Source organism: Shewanella sp. NFH-SH190041, assembly GCF_024363255.1.
GTDB lineage: Bacteria > Pseudomonadota > Gammaproteobacteria > Enterobacterales > Shewanellaceae > Shewanella.
The window spans coordinates 4284536-4301046 of sequence record NZ_AP026070.1 but is presented as its reverse complement, the minus strand read 5'-3'; the positions used below and the strand labels follow the sequence as shown (position 1 = coordinate 4301046).

16 protein-coding genes are annotated in these 16511 nt (G+C 47.0%); all 16 read left to right on the top strand.

Annotated features, from left to right (window positions below; translation table 11 throughout):
* Positions 1-4 precede the first annotated feature (4 nt).
* The 16 genes from mioC (at position 5) to NFHSH190041_RS19170 (ending at position 16269) form a co-directional block, all read left to right on the top strand.
* Positions 5-445, top strand: coding sequence for an FMN-binding protein MioC (gene mioC, locus NFHSH190041_RS19245; protein ID WP_261923294.1), 441 nt, complete (start codon positions 5-7; stop codon positions 443-445).
* A gap of 445 nt (positions 446-890) precedes the next feature.
* Positions 891-2780 carry a tRNA uridine-5-carboxymethylaminomethyl(34) synthesis enzyme MnmG gene (mnmG, locus tag NFHSH190041_RS19240; protein ID WP_261923293.1) on the top strand — a complete coding sequence of 630 codons (1890 nt, stop codon included), beginning with the start codon at positions 891-893 and terminating at the stop codon, positions 2778-2780.
* A 111-nt stretch (positions 2781-2891) separates the two neighbouring features.
* Positions 2892-3515, top strand: a complete 624-nt coding sequence (gene rsmG, locus NFHSH190041_RS19235) for a 16S rRNA (guanine(527)-N(7))-methyltransferase RsmG (protein ID WP_261923292.1) — start codon at positions 2892-2894, stop codon at positions 3513-3515.
* A gap of 104 nt (positions 3516-3619) precedes the next feature.
* Positions 3620-4405: a ParA family protein gene (locus NFHSH190041_RS19230; RefSeq protein WP_261923291.1), complete on the top strand. Its 786-nt coding sequence runs from the start codon at positions 3620-3622 to the stop codon at positions 4403-4405.
* Positions 4406-4414: 9 nt separating this feature from the next.
* Complete coding sequence (locus tag NFHSH190041_RS19225; protein ID WP_261925179.1) at positions 4415-5302, top strand: ParB/RepB/Spo0J family partition protein; 888 nt, start codon at positions 4415-4417, stop codon at positions 5300-5302.
* Positions 5303-5526: 224 nt separating this feature from the next.
* Complete coding sequence (locus NFHSH190041_RS19220) at positions 5527-5910, top strand: ATP synthase subunit I (protein WP_261923290.1); 384 nt, start codon at positions 5527-5529, stop codon at positions 5908-5910.
* Positions 5911-5922: 12 nt separating this feature from the next.
* Positions 5923-6717: a F0F1 ATP synthase subunit A gene (atpB, locus tag NFHSH190041_RS19215; RefSeq protein WP_261923289.1), complete on the top strand. Its 795-nt coding sequence runs from the start codon at positions 5923-5925 to the stop codon at positions 6715-6717.
* 67 nt (positions 6718-6784) lie between these two features.
* Positions 6785-7036, top strand: coding sequence for a F0F1 ATP synthase subunit C (atpE, locus tag NFHSH190041_RS19210; protein WP_025011729.1), 252 nt, complete (start codon positions 6785-6787; stop codon positions 7034-7036).
* 37 nt (positions 7037-7073) lie between these two features.
* Positions 7074-7544: a F0F1 ATP synthase subunit B gene (gene atpF / locus NFHSH190041_RS19205; RefSeq protein WP_261923288.1), complete on the top strand. Its 471-nt coding sequence runs from the start codon at positions 7074-7076 to the stop codon at positions 7542-7544.
* A 15-nt stretch (positions 7545-7559) separates the two neighbouring features.
* Complete coding sequence (gene atpH / locus NFHSH190041_RS19200; RefSeq protein ID WP_261923287.1) at positions 7560-8093, top strand: F0F1 ATP synthase subunit delta; 534 nt, start codon at positions 7560-7562, stop codon at positions 8091-8093.
* 14 nt (positions 8094-8107) lie between these two features.
* Positions 8108-9649, top strand: coding sequence for a F0F1 ATP synthase subunit alpha (atpA, locus tag NFHSH190041_RS19195; protein ID WP_261923286.1), 1542 nt, complete (start codon positions 8108-8110; stop codon positions 9647-9649).
* A gap of 51 nt (positions 9650-9700) precedes the next feature.
* On the top strand, positions 9701-10561 hold the full coding sequence (gene atpG, locus NFHSH190041_RS19190) for a F0F1 ATP synthase subunit gamma (protein WP_261923285.1): 861 nt from the start codon (positions 9701-9703) through the stop codon (positions 10559-10561).
* Between the two features lie 35 nt (positions 10562-10596).
* On the top strand, positions 10597-11985 hold the full coding sequence (atpD, locus tag NFHSH190041_RS19185) for a F0F1 ATP synthase subunit beta (protein WP_261923284.1): 1389 nt from the start codon (positions 10597-10599) through the stop codon (positions 11983-11985).
* A gap of 34 nt (positions 11986-12019) precedes the next feature.
* Positions 12020-12448: a F0F1 ATP synthase subunit epsilon gene (locus NFHSH190041_RS19180; RefSeq protein ID WP_261923283.1), complete on the top strand. Its 429-nt coding sequence runs from the start codon at positions 12020-12022 to the stop codon at positions 12446-12448.
* 134 nt (positions 12449-12582) lie between these two features.
* The gene (gene glmU / locus NFHSH190041_RS19175; RefSeq protein WP_261923282.1) at positions 12583-13950 is read left to right on the top strand and encodes a bifunctional UDP-N-acetylglucosamine diphosphorylase/glucosamine-1-phosphate N-acetyltransferase GlmU; all 1368 of its coding nucleotides are present in this window, start codon (positions 12583-12585) and stop codon (positions 13948-13950) included.
* Positions 13951-14136: 186 nt separating this feature from the next.
* Positions 14137-16269: a TonB-dependent receptor gene (locus NFHSH190041_RS19170; RefSeq protein ID WP_261923281.1), complete on the top strand. Its 2133-nt coding sequence runs from the start codon at positions 14137-14139 to the stop codon at positions 16267-16269.
* Positions 16270-16511 lie beyond the last annotated feature (242 nt).

The following is a 16511-nucleotide window of genomic DNA, read 5'->3' as shown; positions in this document are numbered from 1 at the left end:
CCTAATGAGTAAATTTGACATTCTAGTTGGGACCACCTTGGGCGGCAGTGAATATGTTGCTGAAGAATTGGCGGCGCAGTTAGAACAAGCTGGTCATCAGGCCAAAGTATATCTTGATCCTCAACTCGGCGATCTCGATACCGATGCGATCTGGTTAGTGGTATCAGCCACACATGGCGCTGGCGATCTACCAGATAATCTGCAGCCGTTTTTAGGCGAGATCCAAACCCAATCACCCGATCTAAATGGCATACAGTATGCTTTATGTGCAATCGGTGACTCCAGCTACGACACCTTCTGCCAAGGGCCCGAGCAGCTGATCCGCGCCCTAGAACAGGCCGGTGCAAAACCTTGTGTGGATAAGATCCAGATCGACGTGCAAGGAGAAGCGATCCCGGAAGAGGCCGCCCAGTCTTGGTTGGCATCCTGGCAAGACCAACTTTAAGATCGATCTTTTTTCACAGTCCCGTTATTTGATCACAGATTAGATCAACCTTATCCACAAAATATGAACTCAAGGTATAAATTTGTGGATAAGGTATGATTTTGATCTGATTTACCCTTGAATTAATACACACGTGATCTGGTCAAAGATCACCCCTGTGGATAACCAGCAGATCTATCCCCACCTTATCTCCCGTTAGATCGCCGTTTGATCACAGGATCTAGATCGCGCTAACTATTGAATATAAAAAGAAATTTTAGTTATGCACCGAAAACAGCGATCCTAATAGTAAACACAGTAAGAAGATCTATATAAAGATCTTAAGATCTATAAGCGCGATCCTTCATGATCTTTTCATTCTAAATAGATCATTCACCTTCGCTGTTACAGATGCTAAAATATCCGGCTCCAAAAATTTCCTCTTTTACTTATCGAAGGCGATGTCATGCATTTTCATGAACGGTTTGATGTAATTGTTGTGGGTGGTGGTCATGCCGGAACTGAAGCCGCATTGGCTGCAGCCAGGATGGGCAGTAAAACACTGCTGCTGACCCATAACGTCGATACTTTAGGACAAATGTCCTGTAACCCAGCTATCGGTGGTATAGGTAAAGGACATCTGGTCAAGGAAATCGATGCCCTGGGTGGTGCCATGGCAACGGCGACTGATTTAGCTGGTATTCAATTCCGGACACTGAACTCTTCTAAGGGGCCTGCCGTTAGGGCTACCCGTGCTCAGGCAGATCGTGCATTGTACAAACAAGCGATCTTGTCGATCCTGCAACACCAACCCAACCTGAGAATCTTCCAACAGGCCGTTGATGATCTTGTGGTAGAAAATGGTCGGGTAGTTGGTGCAGTAACCCAGATGGGATTGGCATTTGAAGCACCTGCGGTAGTGTTAACCACAGGCACCTTCCTTGGTGGTCGAATTCATATTGGCTTGCAGAATTATGGCGGCGGTCGCGCAGGTGATCAGCCTGCAATTGCACTGGCACAAAGACTACGTGAATTGCCAATTCGTGTTGGCCGTTTAAAAACCGGTACACCACCACGTATTGATGCCAATACTATTGATTTCTCACAAATGACAGAGCAAAAGGGAGATAATCCTTTACCTGTAATGTCATTTATTGGTGATGCCAGTCAGCATCCTGAGCAGATTTCTTGTTATATCACCCATACCAATGAACGTACTCACGACATTATCCGTGGTGGTTTAGATCGCAGCCCAATGTACTCAGGTATCATTGAAGGCGTTGGTCCACGTTATTGCCCAAGTATCGAAGATAAAATTCACCGCTTTGCGGATAAGAACTCCCATCAGATCTTTATTGAGCCTGAAGGGCTGAAAACCACCGAGATCTACCCTAATGGGATCTCAACCAGTCTGCCATTTGATGTACAGATCAATCTGGTTCGATCCATCAAAGGGATGGAGAATGCGGAGATCATGCGTCCAGGTTATGCGATCGAATATGATTATTTCGATCCGCGGGATCTGAAAACATCACTGGAAACCAAAACCATTTCCGGTTTGTTCTTCGCTGGCCAAATTAATGGCACCACTGGCTACGAAGAAGCTGGCGCTCAGGGGCTGTTAGCCGGCACTAACGCGGCATTGCAGGTTCAGGGACGGGAAGCTTGGGCTCCACGTCGTGATGAAGCTTATTTGGGCGTGTTAGTGGATGACTTATCAACACTGGGTACCAAAGAACCTTACCGTATGTTTACCAGCCGAGCGGAATACCGTTTGTTGCTGCGAGAAGACAATGCCGATCTGCGTTTAACAGAAAAAGGCCGTGAATTGGGCTTGGTGGATGATAACCGCTGGACGAAATTCAATGAGAAACGTGAGTCAATTGAGCAAGAGTTGCAGCGCTTGCGCAGTCAGTGGGTACATGTGAAGTCTCCATTAGTTGAGCAACTGAACCCACATTTGAATACGCCTCTGGCCCGTGAAGCTTCCTTTGAAGATTTACTGCGTCGTCCGGAACTGGATTATCAGCAACTGATGGACATTGAAGGATTTGGACCAGGCTTGTCAGATCCTTATGCTGCTGAGCAGGTACAAATCCAAGTGAAATATGCCGGATATATTCAGCGTCAGCAGGAAGAGATCAACAAAGCGCAACGCAATGAAAATACTCGTCTGCCACTAGAGCTGGATTATGCTGAAGTACCGGGACTGTCTATTGAAGTCACCGCAAAACTGAATGAGCATAAACCAGAGACTATCGGGCAGGCTTCCCGTATTTCTGGGGTAACACCAGCTGCAATTTCTATCCTGTTGGTACACCTGAAAAAACGCGGTCTACTGCGTAAAACTGCCTGATAACTATCTATCAGCGGTGAGCTTATCGCCCAACACAAAGGGAAGCATCATGCTTCCCTTTGTTTATCTACAGATCAATAATATCTATTCGTTTTTAAAGGGAGAATGCCCGTGTTGACAACCCAACTGGATGCCTATCTGGCCCAAGCAAATATTCAGGCCAGTGACAAACAGAAGAAACAATTGCTCGATTTTGTTGGGATGCTCAACAAATGGAATAAGGCTTATAACCTGACCTCAGTGCGGGATCCACAGCAAATGTTGATCCGCCATATTATGGATTCACTGGTTGTATCTGCTCATTTGGTCGGTAAACGTTTTATTGATGTGGGAACAGGTCCTGGTTTGCCGGGGATCCCGCTGGCCATTCTTAATCCGGACAAAACATTTGTGTTGCTTGATTCTTTAGGTAAGCGTATTCGTTTCCAAAAACAAGTACAGTTTGAGCTGGGATTGAATAATATTGTCCCAACAGAAAGCCGAGTGGAAGCTTATCAGGATGATGCCGGTTTTGATGGGGTGTTAAGTCGGGCTTTTGCTTCAGTAGAAGATATGCTCAGTTGGTGTCATCATCTACCTAATGAGCATGGGATGTTTTATGCGCTCAAAGGTCAGTTAGCGGATGATGAAATGGCAAACATTCCCGCTGGGTTTACATTGCAGGAAACGATTACCCTGCAAGTGCCAGCATTGGATGAACAACGTCATCTGCTTAAAATAATTAAAGAAAAATAACCAGATTTTTCCCTGGATCAGGATGATCAGGTTGCATTCTGATTGGACATCTTGCAATTTGTACAGCAGATGGGTCAGGGTAACAACATTAACAGGGTAGTATTGTGGGTAAAGTGATTGCCGTCGCCAACCAAAAGGGTGGTGTGGGAAAAACAACAACATGCGTAAATTTGGCAGCATCTTTGGCGGCCACAAAACGCAAAGTCCTTCTGATTGATCTTGATCCTCAGGGTAATGCCACCATGGGCAGTGGTATCGACAAATATACTGTCGAAAACACTGCCTATGAATTGCTGGTTGAAGATAAACCCTTTAATGATGTGGTGATCCGCAATACCGCCGGCAAATACGACATGATTGCTGGCAATGGTGATGTGACCGCCGCTGAAATCAAACTGATTGAGTTTTTTGCCCGTGAAGTCAGATTGCGCAACGCTCTGGCACCGATCCGGAATGAGTATGATTTCATTTTTATCGATTGTCCTCCTTCTTTGAATATGCTGACTGTGAATGCAATGTCAGCGGCTGATTCTGTACTGGTTCCTATGCAGTGTGAATACTACGCGCTGGAAGGATTAACAGCCCTAATTGATACCATAGGTAAATTGGCTGCGATGGTGAACCCAGGGTTGGCTATCGAAGGGATCCTGCGCACCATGTACGATCCCCGCAACCGTTTAGCCAATGATGTTTCTGAGCAGCTCAAACAGCATTTCGGCGATAAAGTTTACCGCACTGTGATTCCACGTAATATCCGTTTGGCTGAAGCGCCTAGTTTCGGCGCGCCAGCGATGTACTATGACAAGTCCAGTGCCGGTGCTAAGGCCTATTTAGCCCTTGCTGGGGAGATTATCCGCCGCGCTGAGCAATGCCAGGCTACTCAGGATTAAGGAATGATGATGAATATAAAAAAACGCGGCTTGGGTAAAGGCTTGGATGCATTGTTGAGTACCAGCCATGCAGCCAGTCAGAAACAGCAGAATCTGGCGACAGAGATGCAAACAAAGCCTGAAAAGGATACGTTAGTGCAACTGGATTTGGATTTGCTGCAACCGGGGAAATACCAGCCCCGCCGAGATATGTCGCAAGCTGCATTGGAAGAGCTCGCCGAATCTATTCGTACCCAAGGCATTATTCAGCCCATTGTTGTTAGACCATTATCTGAAAACCAATACGAGATTATTGCCGGTGAGCGGCGCTGGCGTGCCGCGCAGATTGCTGGGCTGGATAAGGTACCTTGTATTGTTAAAGTTATCCCAGATGAATCTGCTGTTGTTATTGCCTTAATCGAGAATATTCAGCGGGAAGACCTTAATGCAATGGAAGAAGCCGTTGCTTTACATCGTTTAATCGAAGAATTTGAACTAACTCACCAACAAATTGCTACAGCTGTGGGAAAATCCCGTACCACTATTACCAATCTACTGCGATTGACGGCCCTCAATGAGCCGGTTAAGCGGTTATTGGAAAATGGCGACATTGATATGGGGCATGCCCGTGCCTTATTAGCCATCCCAGGAGATGAACAAACTCAACTGGCCAGATTGGTTGCTTCTAAAGAACTTACAGTTCGTGAAACGGAACAATTAGTTAATAAAGCGCTAAATCCAGTCGAAAGCCCCGAAAATCCAGTTAAAGATCCTGATGTAAGCCGTTTAGAGAACCAGTTAATTGAAAAGCTCGGTGCTAAAGTTTCGATAACATATAATCAAAAAGGTCGGGGAAAGATTGTAATTAATTATCAAAATTTAGCTGAACTGGATGGAATTCTTAGTAAAATTAGCTGATTTTTAAAAGTTAAGACAATTTTGTGTAAATTTGTTACGTTTGTTAATCTTAGATTTTCTCAGTTTTAGCGTTATATCACGTTAAAAGTACCGTTTTATCTTATCTCAAAGTTGCATCTAAACCCTGAAAGGGTATACTTTCGCAAGCTTTTTGTACCTTGACTAAATAAGGATTTTGAACATCCGGTCAAGGGGAACAAAAAGTAAAATACGGAGAGGATGAATTGAGTAAGATTTTGGCGCGTCGTGGCCGGTGGTCAGCCTATCGATTAGTGTTGATGCAGGCGGCGATAGCTGGGGGTACTTCCTTTCTCTTTTTCGTCGTGTGGGGAGTTCAGTTTGGCTGGTCTGCATTCGCAGGCGCAGTTATCGCTGTACTCCCTAATTTTGTGTTCGCAACCCTCGCTTTCTCCCATTCGGGAGCAAGTTCAGCTGGCAAGGTTCTCAAAGCCTTCTACTGGGGGGAAGCGGTAAAGTTGCTGTTAACCATTGTGTTGTTTTCGCTAGTGTTTATTTACATGGAAGTCGCATTCATGCCGCTGTTCGTGTGTTATTCCCTGGCGCTGATCGTGCATTGGGCAGCACCTTTATACTTCAAGCAAAGTTAAGTGGGATGAATCATGGCTGCAACTGGTGAAGCGTTAACACCGCAGGGCTATATCCAGCATCACCTTACCAACCTCACGGCTGGGGAAGGCTTCTGGACATGGCACATTGATTCGTTGCTCTTTTCGGTTGGTCTTGGCGTTTTGTTCCTGTGGGTTTTCCATAGCGTTGCAAAAAAAGCGACCACCGGCGTTCCTGGCAAGCTTCAGTGCTTTGTTGAGATGATCGTCGAGTTCGTTGATAACAGCGTGAAAGAAACCTTTCATGGTCGCAATGCCCTTATTGCTCCTTTAGCTCTGACTATTTTTGTGTGGGTATTCATGATGAACTTCATGGATATGGTTCCTGTTGACTGGCTGCCGCATGCGGCGTCATTGATGGGCGTTTCTCACCTAAGAGTAGTTCCGACTACTGACCTAAACATCACCTTCAGCTTAGCGCTGGGGGTTTTCGTGCTGATTATTTACTACAGCATCAAGGTCAAGGGTATTAAAGGCTTTGTAAAAGAACTGACGTTACAGCCCTTTAACCATTGGGCAATGATACCCGTCAACTTACTGCTGGAATCAGTTACCTTGATTGCTAAGCCAATTTCTCTGGCTCTGCGTCTATTCGGTAACCTGTATGCAGGTGAGTTGATCTTCATCCTTATTGCGCTGATGTATGGTGCCAACGTGGCTCTGTCTGCCCTGGGTATTACCCTGCAATTGGGCTGGCTGATTTTCCACATTCTGGTTATCACACTGCAAGCGTTTATCTTCATGATGCTGACCATTGTTTATCTCAGCATGGCACATGAAGATCATTAAGGATTGCTGAAGAAATTTTTTAAACTAAATCATCAACTAAATTAAAGATTTAGAACTGGAGATACAGATGGAAACTATTCTGGGCTTTACTGCAATCGCTGTTGCTCTGTTGATTGGTCTGGGTGCACTGGGGACTGCTATTGGCTTCGGTCTGTTGGGTGGTAAGTTCCTGGAAGGCGCTGCGCGTCAACCAGAAATGGCCCCAATGCTGCAAGTTAAAATGTTCATCGTAGCGGGTCTGTTGGACGCCGTAACCATGATCGGTGTGGGTATTGCATTGTATATGCTGTTCACTAACCCACTGGGTGCAATGCTGTAATAAACGCTTCTGTCTTAACTCTAATTAGGAGGCTGTTGTGAATATCAACGCTACCCTACTCGGTCAGACGGTTGCATTTATGATCTTCGTGTGGTTCTGCATGAAGTTCGTTTGGCCGCCTTTGATGCATGCCATCGACGCGCGCCAGAAAAAGATTGCTGATGGTCTCGCTGATGCTGACCGTGCCGCCAAAGACCTGGAGCTGGCTCAGGAGAAAGCAACTGAGCAACTCAAAGAAGCCAAGGCAACTGCCAACGAAATTATTGAATCCGCTAATAAGCGTAAAAACCAAATCGTTGAAGAAGCCAAAGCTGAAGCAGACGCTGAGCGTGCGAAAATCATCGCTCAGGGTAAAGCAGAAATTGAAGCTGAACGTAACCGTGTGAAAGAGGAACTGCGTAAGCAGTTAGCTACTCTAGCCGTCACTGGTGCAGAGAAGATCCTTGAGCGTTCTATTGATGAAGCCGCACAACGCGACATCGTTGATAAACTTGTTGCTGAAATTTGATAAGGGAGCTGAGTTATGGCTGAGTTAACCACCATTGCTCGTCCTTACGCAAAGGCAGCTTTTGACTTTGCTGTTGAACATCAGGCCGTGGAAAAGTGGGCAGAAATGCTCGGCTTTGCTGCATTGGTCAGTGAAAACGACACAATGCAACCACTGTTAACTGGCGCTATGGCCAGTTCTGAGCTTGCCCAGCTGTTTATCAGTATCTGTGGTGAGCAGGTCGACACGCACGGTCAAAACCTGATCAAGGTGATGGCTGAAAACGGTCGCTTGGAGGTACTGCCTGCTGTTGCCAAACTCTATGTGGAATTCCGCCATGAGTGGGCTAAAGAGGTTGAAGCCGAAGTGGTTTCAGCTATTGAGCTCAGCGATGAGCAAAAACAGCAGATGAGTGCTTCTCTAGAGAAACGTCTCGCACGCAAAGTTAAGCTGAACTGCAGTATAGATGCCGGCCTGATCGCCGGTGTAATCATCAAGGCAGGGGATCTGGTCATTGACGGATCTGTCCGCGGTAAATTAACCCGCCTGTCTGATGCGCTGCAGTCGTAATTGGGAGTTTGAGCATGCAACTGAATTCCACTGAAATCAGCGATCTGATTAAGCAGCGGATCGAGCAGTTCAATGTCGCCAGCGAAGCCCGCAACGAAGGTACTATCGTTGCAGTAAGTGACGGCATCATCCGCGTACACGGCCTGGCCGATGTGATGCAGGGTGAGATGATTGAATTGCCTGGTAACCGTTATGCAATCGCGTTGAACTTAGAACGTGATTCTGTCGGTGCCGTAGTAATGGGTCCTTATGCTGATCTGGCAGAAGGACAAAAAGTAAAAACCACAGGTCGTATTCTGGAAGTTCCAGTCGGTCGTGGTTTGCTGGGCCGTGTGGTAAACACCCTGGGTGAGCCAATTGATGGTAAAGGACCTGTCGAACACGACGGTTTCTCTCCTGTTGAAATGATTGCTCCGGGCGTTATTGAGCGTAAGTCAGTGTCTCAACCTGTGCAAACTGGTTATAAGGCCGTTGACTCCATGATCCCAATCGGTCGTGGCCAGCGTGAATTGATCATTGGTGACCGTCAGACTGGTAAAACAGCAATGGCGATTGACGCCATTATCAACCAGAAAGATTCCGGTATTAAGTGTGTGTACGTGGCCATCGGTCAGAAAGCGTCTACCATCGCTAACGTGGTACGTAAGCTGGAAGAGTACGGCGCACTGAGCAATACCATTGTCGTTGTAGCATCAGCTTCTGAAGCCGCTGCACTGCAATACCTGGCACCATATTCTGGCTGTGCCATGGGTGAATACTTCCGTGACCGCGGTGAAGATGCCCTGATCGTATACGATGACCTGTCTAAGCAGGCTGTAGCATACCGTCAGATCTCCCTGCTGTTGAAGCGTCCACCAGGGCGTGAAGCTTACCCAGGTGACGTATTCTACCTGCACTCCCGTCTGCTGGAACGTGCTTCCCGTGTAAACGAGGAATATGTAGAGAAATTCACCAATGGTGAAGTGAAAGGCCAAACCGGTTCATTGACCGCTCTGCCTATCATTGAAACTCAAGCTGGTGACGTATCTGCGTTCGTACCAACCAACGTAATTTCGATTACAGACGGTCAGATCTTCCTGGAAACTGATCTGTTTAACTCTGGGCTACGTCCAGCGGTTAACCCAGGTATCTCTGTTTCCCGTGTAGGTGGTGCAGCTCAGACCAAGATTATCAAGAAACTGTCCGGTGGTATTCGTACCGCGCTGGCACAGTACCGAGAGCTTGCTGCGTTCTCACAGTTTGCATCTGATCTGGACGATGCAACACGTGCTCAGCTGGAGCACGGTGAGCGTGTAACCGAACTGATGAAGCAAAAGCAATATGCGCCAATGAGCGTAGCAGATCAGGGCGTTGTTATCTTCGCTGCTGAAAAAGGCTACCTGAAGGGCATTGAGCTGAAGAAGATCGGTAGCTTTGAAGCCGCTCTGCTCTCTTTCATGAACAGCGAGCACGCTGAGCTGATGAAGACCATCAACGAAACCGGTGACTATAACGCCGATATCGAAGGTGAACTGAAAGCTGGTCTCGACAAGTTCGTGGAAACCCAAACCTGGTAAAAATCATCGAGGTGTCGTTAGGCACCTCAAGGTCCAGATTGGAGAGTAGAGATGGCCGGCGCAAAAGAGATTAAAACCAAGATCGCGAGTGTGCAGAACACTCAGAAGATCACTTCCGCCATGGAAATGGTGGCTGCCAGTAAAATGCGTAAAGCGAATGAGCGCATGGCTGCCAGCCGTCCTTATGCGGAAAATATGCGTAAGGTGATCGGTCACGTGGCGCAAGGTTCTCTCGAATATCAACACCCCTACCTGGCGGTGCGGGAGGCCAAGCGGGTTGGTTACATTGTGGTAGCCACCGACCGCGGTCTTTGTGGTGGTCTGAACGTCAACCTATTTAAAAAGGTTGTCGCAGACGTGAAGAGCTGGAAAGAGCAGGGCGTTGAGGTGGAGTTTTGTGCCATCGGTGCCCGCAGTGTGCAGTTCTTCAAAAGTCATGGCGGGCAATTGTCTGCACAGGCTTCCGGATTAGGAGATGCCCCGAAACTGGCAGATCTGATCGGGACCGTGCGGGTGATGCTGCAGGCTTACAACGAAGGCAAGCTGGATCGTCTGTACGTGGTATTCAACAAGTTTGTGAACACCATGACTCAGACCCCTGTGATCGAGCAGCTGCTACCTTTGCCTAAATCAGAAAGTGACGACATGGCCCATCATTGGGACTACATCTACGAGCCTGATCCAAAAGAACTTTTGGATACTCTGTTGGTTCGTTATGTGGAGTCTCAGGTGTACCAAGGCGTGGTTGAAAATATCGCCTCAGAACAAGCTGCCCGTATGGTGGCGATGAAGGCGGCAACCGATAACGCCGGTAACCTGATTGACAACCTGCAACTGGTCTATAACAAGGCCCGTCAGGCTGCCATTACTCAGGAGCTGTCAGAAATTGTTTCTGGTGCTGCAGCGGTTTAAGCAAGGTAACGAATACAAGATTTAGAGGATTAATCATGAGCACAGGTACTGTTGTCCAAGTAATTGGCGCGGTTGTGGACGTTGAGTTTCCACATAATGCTGTACCTCAGGTATATGACGCTCTGAAGATCACAGGTGAAGGCGCCTGTAACGGCTTGGTGCTGGAAGTTCAGCAGCAGCTGGGTGGTGGTGTAGTTCGTACCATCGCCATGGGTTCTTCTGATGGTCTGCGTCGTGGTATCGAGGTAGAAAACACCGGTAAAGCTATTGCGGTACCGGTAGGGGCTGCAACCCTTGGCCGTATTATGAACGTGCTGGGTGAGCCTGTAGATGAGCAAGGCCCAATTGGTGAAGATGAGCGTTACATCATTCACCGTGAAGCGCCTTCTTATGAAGAACAGTCTAATACCACTGAACTGCTGGAAACCGGTATCAAGGTAATCGACCTAGTATGTCCGTTCGCCAAGGGTGGTAAAGTTGGTCTGTTCGGTGGTGCGGGTGTTGGTAAGACAGTTAACATGATGGAGCTGATCAACAACATCGCGAAAGCTCACTCAGGTCTATCTGTATTTGCTGGTGTAGGTGAGCGTACCCGGGAAGGTAACGACTTCTACTACGAAATGCAGGATTCCGGCGTACTGGATAAAGTGGCCATGGTGTATGGTCAGATGAACGAGCCTCCAGGGAACCGTCTGCGTGTTGCGCTGACCGGTCTGACCATGGCGGAAAAATTCCGTGATGAAGGTAAAGACGTACTGTTGTTCGTGGACAACATCTATCGTTATACCTTGGCTGGTACAGAAGTATCTGCGCTGCTGGGTCGTATGCCTTCAGCGGTAGGTTATCAGCCAACACTGGCTGAGGAAATGGGTGTACTGCAGGAACGTATTACTTCAACCAAGACAGGGTCTATTACCTCTGTTCAGGCTGTATACGTACCAGCGGATGACTTGACTGACCCATCTCCAGCAACCACCTTCGCCCACTTGGATGCGACCGTGGTACTGTCTCGTCAAATTGCCTCTCTGGGTATTTACCCAGCGGTTGACCCACTGGATTCCACCTCTCGTCAGTTGGACCCACAGGTAGTTGGTCAACAGCATTATGACGTAGCCAGTGGCGTACAGACTGTACTGCAGCGCTACAAAGAGCTGAAAGATATCATCGCGATTCTGGGTATGGACGAATTGTCTGATGACGACAAGATGACTGTGTCTCGCGCCCGTAAGATCGAGCGTTTCTTGTCTCAGCCATTCTTCGTAGCAGAAGTCTTTACCGGTTCTCCAGGTAAGTATGTGCCACTGAAAGACACTATCCGTGGCTTTAAGGGCATCCTGGATGGCGAATTCGACCACATCCCTGAGCAGGCGTTCTACATGGCCGGCTCTATTGATGAAGTGATCGAGCGCGCTAACAAGAAATAATCAAACTTAGGTTTGATTGTCTAAGGAGAACCCGATGGCAGCCATGACAGTAAATCTTGATATCGTCAGTGCAGAAAGCAGCATCTTTTCCGGCTTGGTGGAACACCTGCAGGTAACCGGTGCTGAGGGTGAGCTGGGTATTATGCCCGGACACACACCACTGCTGACACGTATCAAACCTGGCATGGTGCGCATCGTCAAACAACACGGTCAGGAAGAGGTGTTCTACCTTTCAGGTGGTATGCTGGAAGTCCAGCCTTCTTCCGTATCCGTTTTGGCTGATGTGGTATTGCGTGCCGATGAAATTGATGAAGCTGCTGCAATGGAAGCCAAGCGCCGGGCTGAAGCCGATATGGCTAATGCTGGTGCTGACTTTGATTATGCCGCTGCTGCGGTAGAGCTGGCTCAGGCCTTAGCTCAGCTGCGTGTCGTTGAGACCATCAAGAAAAATATTGCCAGATAAGGTGATTGTTGCAAAAAGGCGTCCATCAGGGCGCCTTTTTTGTTGTCTCTCTGTCAGGATGCTGCGTATGTAGCACTGATTTTGCCTGTTTTTTTCGTTAGAATTGCCGCAGCCAATTTTCGAAGGATTTAACTATGTCGCTTAACGTTGTCATTCTTGCAGCCGGGAAAGGAACCCGGATGCGTTCTGATTTGCCCAAAGTACTGCATAAAATTGCCCATAAGAGCATGGTGCAGCATGTGATTGATACCGCTCGTTCCATGGACGCGGCTCAAATTAATCTGGTATATGGCTATGGCGGTGACACGTTAAAGCAAAGCTTAGGTGAGCAGGGACTTAACTGGGTGCTACAGGCTGAACAGTTAGGTACAGGACATGCCGTGGCGCAAGCCAAGGACAACATCAATGATGATGATACTGTGTTGGTATTGTATGGTGATGTACCGCTGATCCAGCAATCCACATTAGATGCGTTACTTATGGCTAAACCAGAAAACGGCCTAGCAATTTTGACTGTTAATCTGGAAAACCCAACGGGTTATGGTCGTATTGAACGTAACTGGGAAGGTAAAGTCATCGGCATTGTGGAACAAAAGGATGCAAATGCCGAGCAGTTGGCGATTAAAGAAATTAATACCGGCATTATGGCCTTGCCGGGCAAACAATTGAAAGCTTGGTTGAGCCAGCTTTCTAATAATAATGCGCAGGGTGAATATTATCTGACTGACATTATTGCCATGGCTCATGCCGAGGATGTTGAGATTGCGACTGCGCAACCTGAGTCTGCCATTGAAGTGGAAGGCGCCAATAACCGGGTTCAGCTCGCCCAGTTAGAGCGGGCTTATCAGGCTCGTGAAGCTGAAAAATTAATGCTCAACGGAGCCAACTTACGTGATCCCAGCCGTATTGATATTCGTGGTGACGTGACAGTCGGTATGGATGTAATGATCGACGTTAACGTGATCTTCGAAGGTAATGTGGTACTCGGCAATAACGTCACGATTGGTGCTGGCGCCATTTTGAAAGATTGTACCATTGCTGATAATGCTGAGATTAAGCCTTATACCCTAGTTGAAAGTGCGACTCTGGCAGAAGATGCCAGTGCCGGCCCATTTGCTCGCTTGCGACCTGGCGCAGAGCTCCACCAAGATGCCCATGTTGGGAACTTCGTGGAGATGAAAAAAGCCGTATTAGGACAAGGCTCTAAGGCTGGTCATCTGACTTATCTAGGTGATGCCAAAATCGGTAAAGGGGTGAATATTGGCGCAGGTACCATTACCTGTAATTATGATGGTGCCAATAAACATCTGACTGTGATTGAAGATGATGTCTTTATCGGTAGTGACAGCCAGTTAGTTGCGCCGGTCACTGTTGCCCGTGGCGCAACGGTTGGCGCTGGGTCAACAATTACCCGTAATGTTGGTGAACAGGAATTGGTGATCACCCGGGTAAAACAGAAGCATTTTAGCCAGTGGCAACGACCAGTGAAATCATCTAAATAAAACGGATTTGTTTCTGCTGTACAAAAAAGCGGCTAATGCCGCTTTTTTGTTATCTATACAGCAAATTTAGGGGGGCTGTGATAAGGGCCGATAAATAATGAAGAAATTATTAAAATTAGTTTAAGTGTTAATTGTTCTCATTTATATTTCCTGCAACTTCCAATAGGGACCATTCAGAGGTAGGAAATGGCATTGAAATTATCCTGTGTAGGACTGGCTGTAATCTCGGCGTTGACGGCAGTACCTGCATTGGCTGAGGCTGAACATGGCGCTGATAACATTGAGCGGATTAATGTGTTAGGCCGTAGTTTTAATGATTACAAAACCGGCTCCGCCTCAGGTGCCATGCGCGGAAATATTGATCTGCTTGATACTCCACAGTCAGTCACTGTGATCCCCGATTTTGTTACCGATGAGCAATTGGCGCGTAATCTGTCAGAAGTGCTGAGTAATGACTCTTCCGTTACCGCTGGCAGTGAAAAATGGAACCGACAGCAATTTTCTATCCGGGGATTTGCCTTGGATTCTGGTAATGGCTTCTTGGTTAATGGCCATCAGCATTGGTCTCATTATATCCAGCCGATTGAAACCCTTGAGCAGGTTGAGGTGTTAAAAGGACCTTCATCTATGCTCTATGGCCAATCGGGCCCGGGAGGTTTGGTGAATATGGTAACCAAAAGACCAACCTATGATGCTTTATTTAACCTAGGTTTTGATACCGATGAATACGGCTCTACCCGTTTTCAAATGGACGCATCAGGTGCTGCTAATGATGATGGTAGTGTGCGTTACCGTACAATGGTGGTTAAACAAGATACGACCTATTGGACTGAATACCCCAATGGTGAAAACAAAGAGCGCGATCGCCTGCTGACTTTTCTGACGGTGGATGTTGATCTGACCGACGATATCACGTTATCCGTTAAGTATGATAATACGGCAGATAAAGCGGGTTTGGATTCAGGCGCTTGGTTGTACAGTACAGGTGAGCACAAAGGTGAGGTGATTGGCGATAAAGATAAAATCTGGGAATTGCCTTGGGCCTTTATTGATATCAATGTGCAGAATGTTGGAGCCGATTTAACTTGGCATATCAATGATAACTGGCAGATGAAAACCGGCTATAACCACCAGATGTATGAGCGTCAACGTATGGGATCTGGGCCAAAATACACTGAAGACCCTGCGAATGGTTATTCCGTACAGCCATTTGATCGTCATGATGACTGGCAATATAAGACAGCCTATGTTGATTTTACTGGTAATTTTACCACTGGGTCATTTGAACATCAGTTCCTGATCGGGGCGAATATGTTGGATTACTATTATGGTCAGCTTTATGTAAAAGGTCAGAAAGGGACTTATATCCCAGGTCAGAATATTCCACCTCCAGATGTGAATTATCACGATGATAAAGATAAATACGAGAGTGAATATTATCACTATGGTTTCTATATTCAGGATTTAATCAGCCTAACTGAACAATGGAAAGTCTTGGCCGGTGTGCGTTATGACGAGCAGCACAAGACCAGTTATAAGGGCGATAAAGCATTTGATAATAATGCCAATGCGCTTTCTCCCAAGTTTGGCGTGATCTATGAGCCGACTGATTTTGGCAGTATTTACGTTAATTACTCTAAGAGTTTTACCCCAAAAGATCGGGTCACTAATAGCAAAGATGCTAATTACAATACTGATCTTAAGCCGGAATATGGTACTCAATATGAAATTGGGACCAAGTGGGAGTTGTTCGACAGTGGTTTGCTGATGACCGCAGCGCTGTTTGATATCACGGTTGAAAATCGTGTTGTGACTCAAGATTATACCCCAGCTGTTGGTGATGCAGATAAGATCACCACCCAAGATGGAGAGCAGAACCACAAAGGTTTCGAGTTGGGAGCGCAGGGACAATTGACCGATGCAGTATTTATAACCGGTTCTATGATGTACTTGGCTGCTAAATATGAAAGTGACCCAAAACTGGATGGCCTGACGCCAATTGATGCACCTAAATGGTCTGCCAATATTTGGACTCGATACGAAGTGACTGACCAGTTGGCATTGAATCTGGGCGCTCAATATGTTGGTGAGCGTTACGCATCTGCCGATGCAAGCTTAGGTAACTCAATTGTAAAGGATGCCTTTGTTCGGGTTGATATGGGGGCGGCATATAACTGGGATATCAAGGGCACAGAAATGAGTTTACGTCTGAATGTGAAGAATCTGTTTGATACCGATTATATTGATGGCGGTAGCTATAAAGAGGTGACCATCGGTCAGGGGCGTAACCTGAGTTTGGCTCTGGAAGCAAGATTCTAATAAAAATTGATTTAAATAAAGAAAAGCAGCCTTGTGGCTGCTTTTTTTTATCTTTCGCTAGGGTCTGTTGACGTTTCAAGTTTGTTTTTGCAGCGATTTGAGGATGCTTTATACAAGGCAGAGGCTTTGATAGGTAGTTGCGCTACCTGATAAGCCGATAACGCAGTAGAAAGGAGCCTCAAACGCTGCCCGCAGGGTTCGGCTAAAAGCGTTTTACTCTTTGTTGAGCGGTTCTTGCTTAG

Excerpts from the sequence above, each read along its gene's own strand:
- mioC (WP_261923294.1), top strand. The coding sequence starts at position 5 with ATGAGTAAATTTGACATTCTAGTTGGGACCACCTTGGGCGGCAGTGAA.
- mnmG (WP_261923293.1), top strand. The coding sequence starts at position 891 with ATGCATTTTCATGAACGGTTTGATGTAATTGTTGTGGGTGGTGGTCAT.
- NFHSH190041_RS19225 (WP_261925179.1), top strand. The coding sequence starts at position 4,415 with ATGAATATAAAAAAACGCGGCTTGGGTAAAGGCTTGGATGCATTGTTG.
- atpB (WP_261923289.1), top strand. The coding sequence starts at position 5,923 with ATGGCTGCAACTGGTGAAGCGTTAACACCGCAGGGCTATATCCAGCAT.
- atpE (WP_025011729.1), top strand. The coding sequence starts at position 6,785 with ATGGAAACTATTCTGGGCTTTACTGCAATCGCTGTTGCTCTGTTGATT.
- atpH (WP_261923287.1), top strand. The coding sequence starts at position 7,560 with ATGGCTGAGTTAACCACCATTGCTCGTCCTTACGCAAAGGCAGCTTTT.
- atpA (WP_261923286.1), top strand. The coding sequence starts at position 8,108 with ATGCAACTGAATTCCACTGAAATCAGCGATCTGATTAAGCAGCGGATC.
- atpG (WP_261923285.1), top strand. The coding sequence starts at position 9,701 with ATGGCCGGCGCAAAAGAGATTAAAACCAAGATCGCGAGTGTGCAGAAC.
- atpD (WP_261923284.1), top strand. The coding sequence starts at position 10,597 with ATGAGCACAGGTACTGTTGTCCAAGTAATTGGCGCGGTTGTGGACGTT.
- NFHSH190041_RS19180 (WP_261923283.1), top strand. The coding sequence starts at position 12,020 with ATGGCAGCCATGACAGTAAATCTTGATATCGTCAGTGCAGAAAGCAGC.
- glmU (WP_261923282.1), top strand. The coding sequence starts at position 12,583 with ATGTCGCTTAACGTTGTCATTCTTGCAGCCGGGAAAGGAACCCGGATG.
- NFHSH190041_RS19170 (WP_261923281.1), top strand. The coding sequence starts at position 14,137 with ATGGCATTGAAATTATCCTGTGTAGGACTGGCTGTAATCTCGGCGTTG.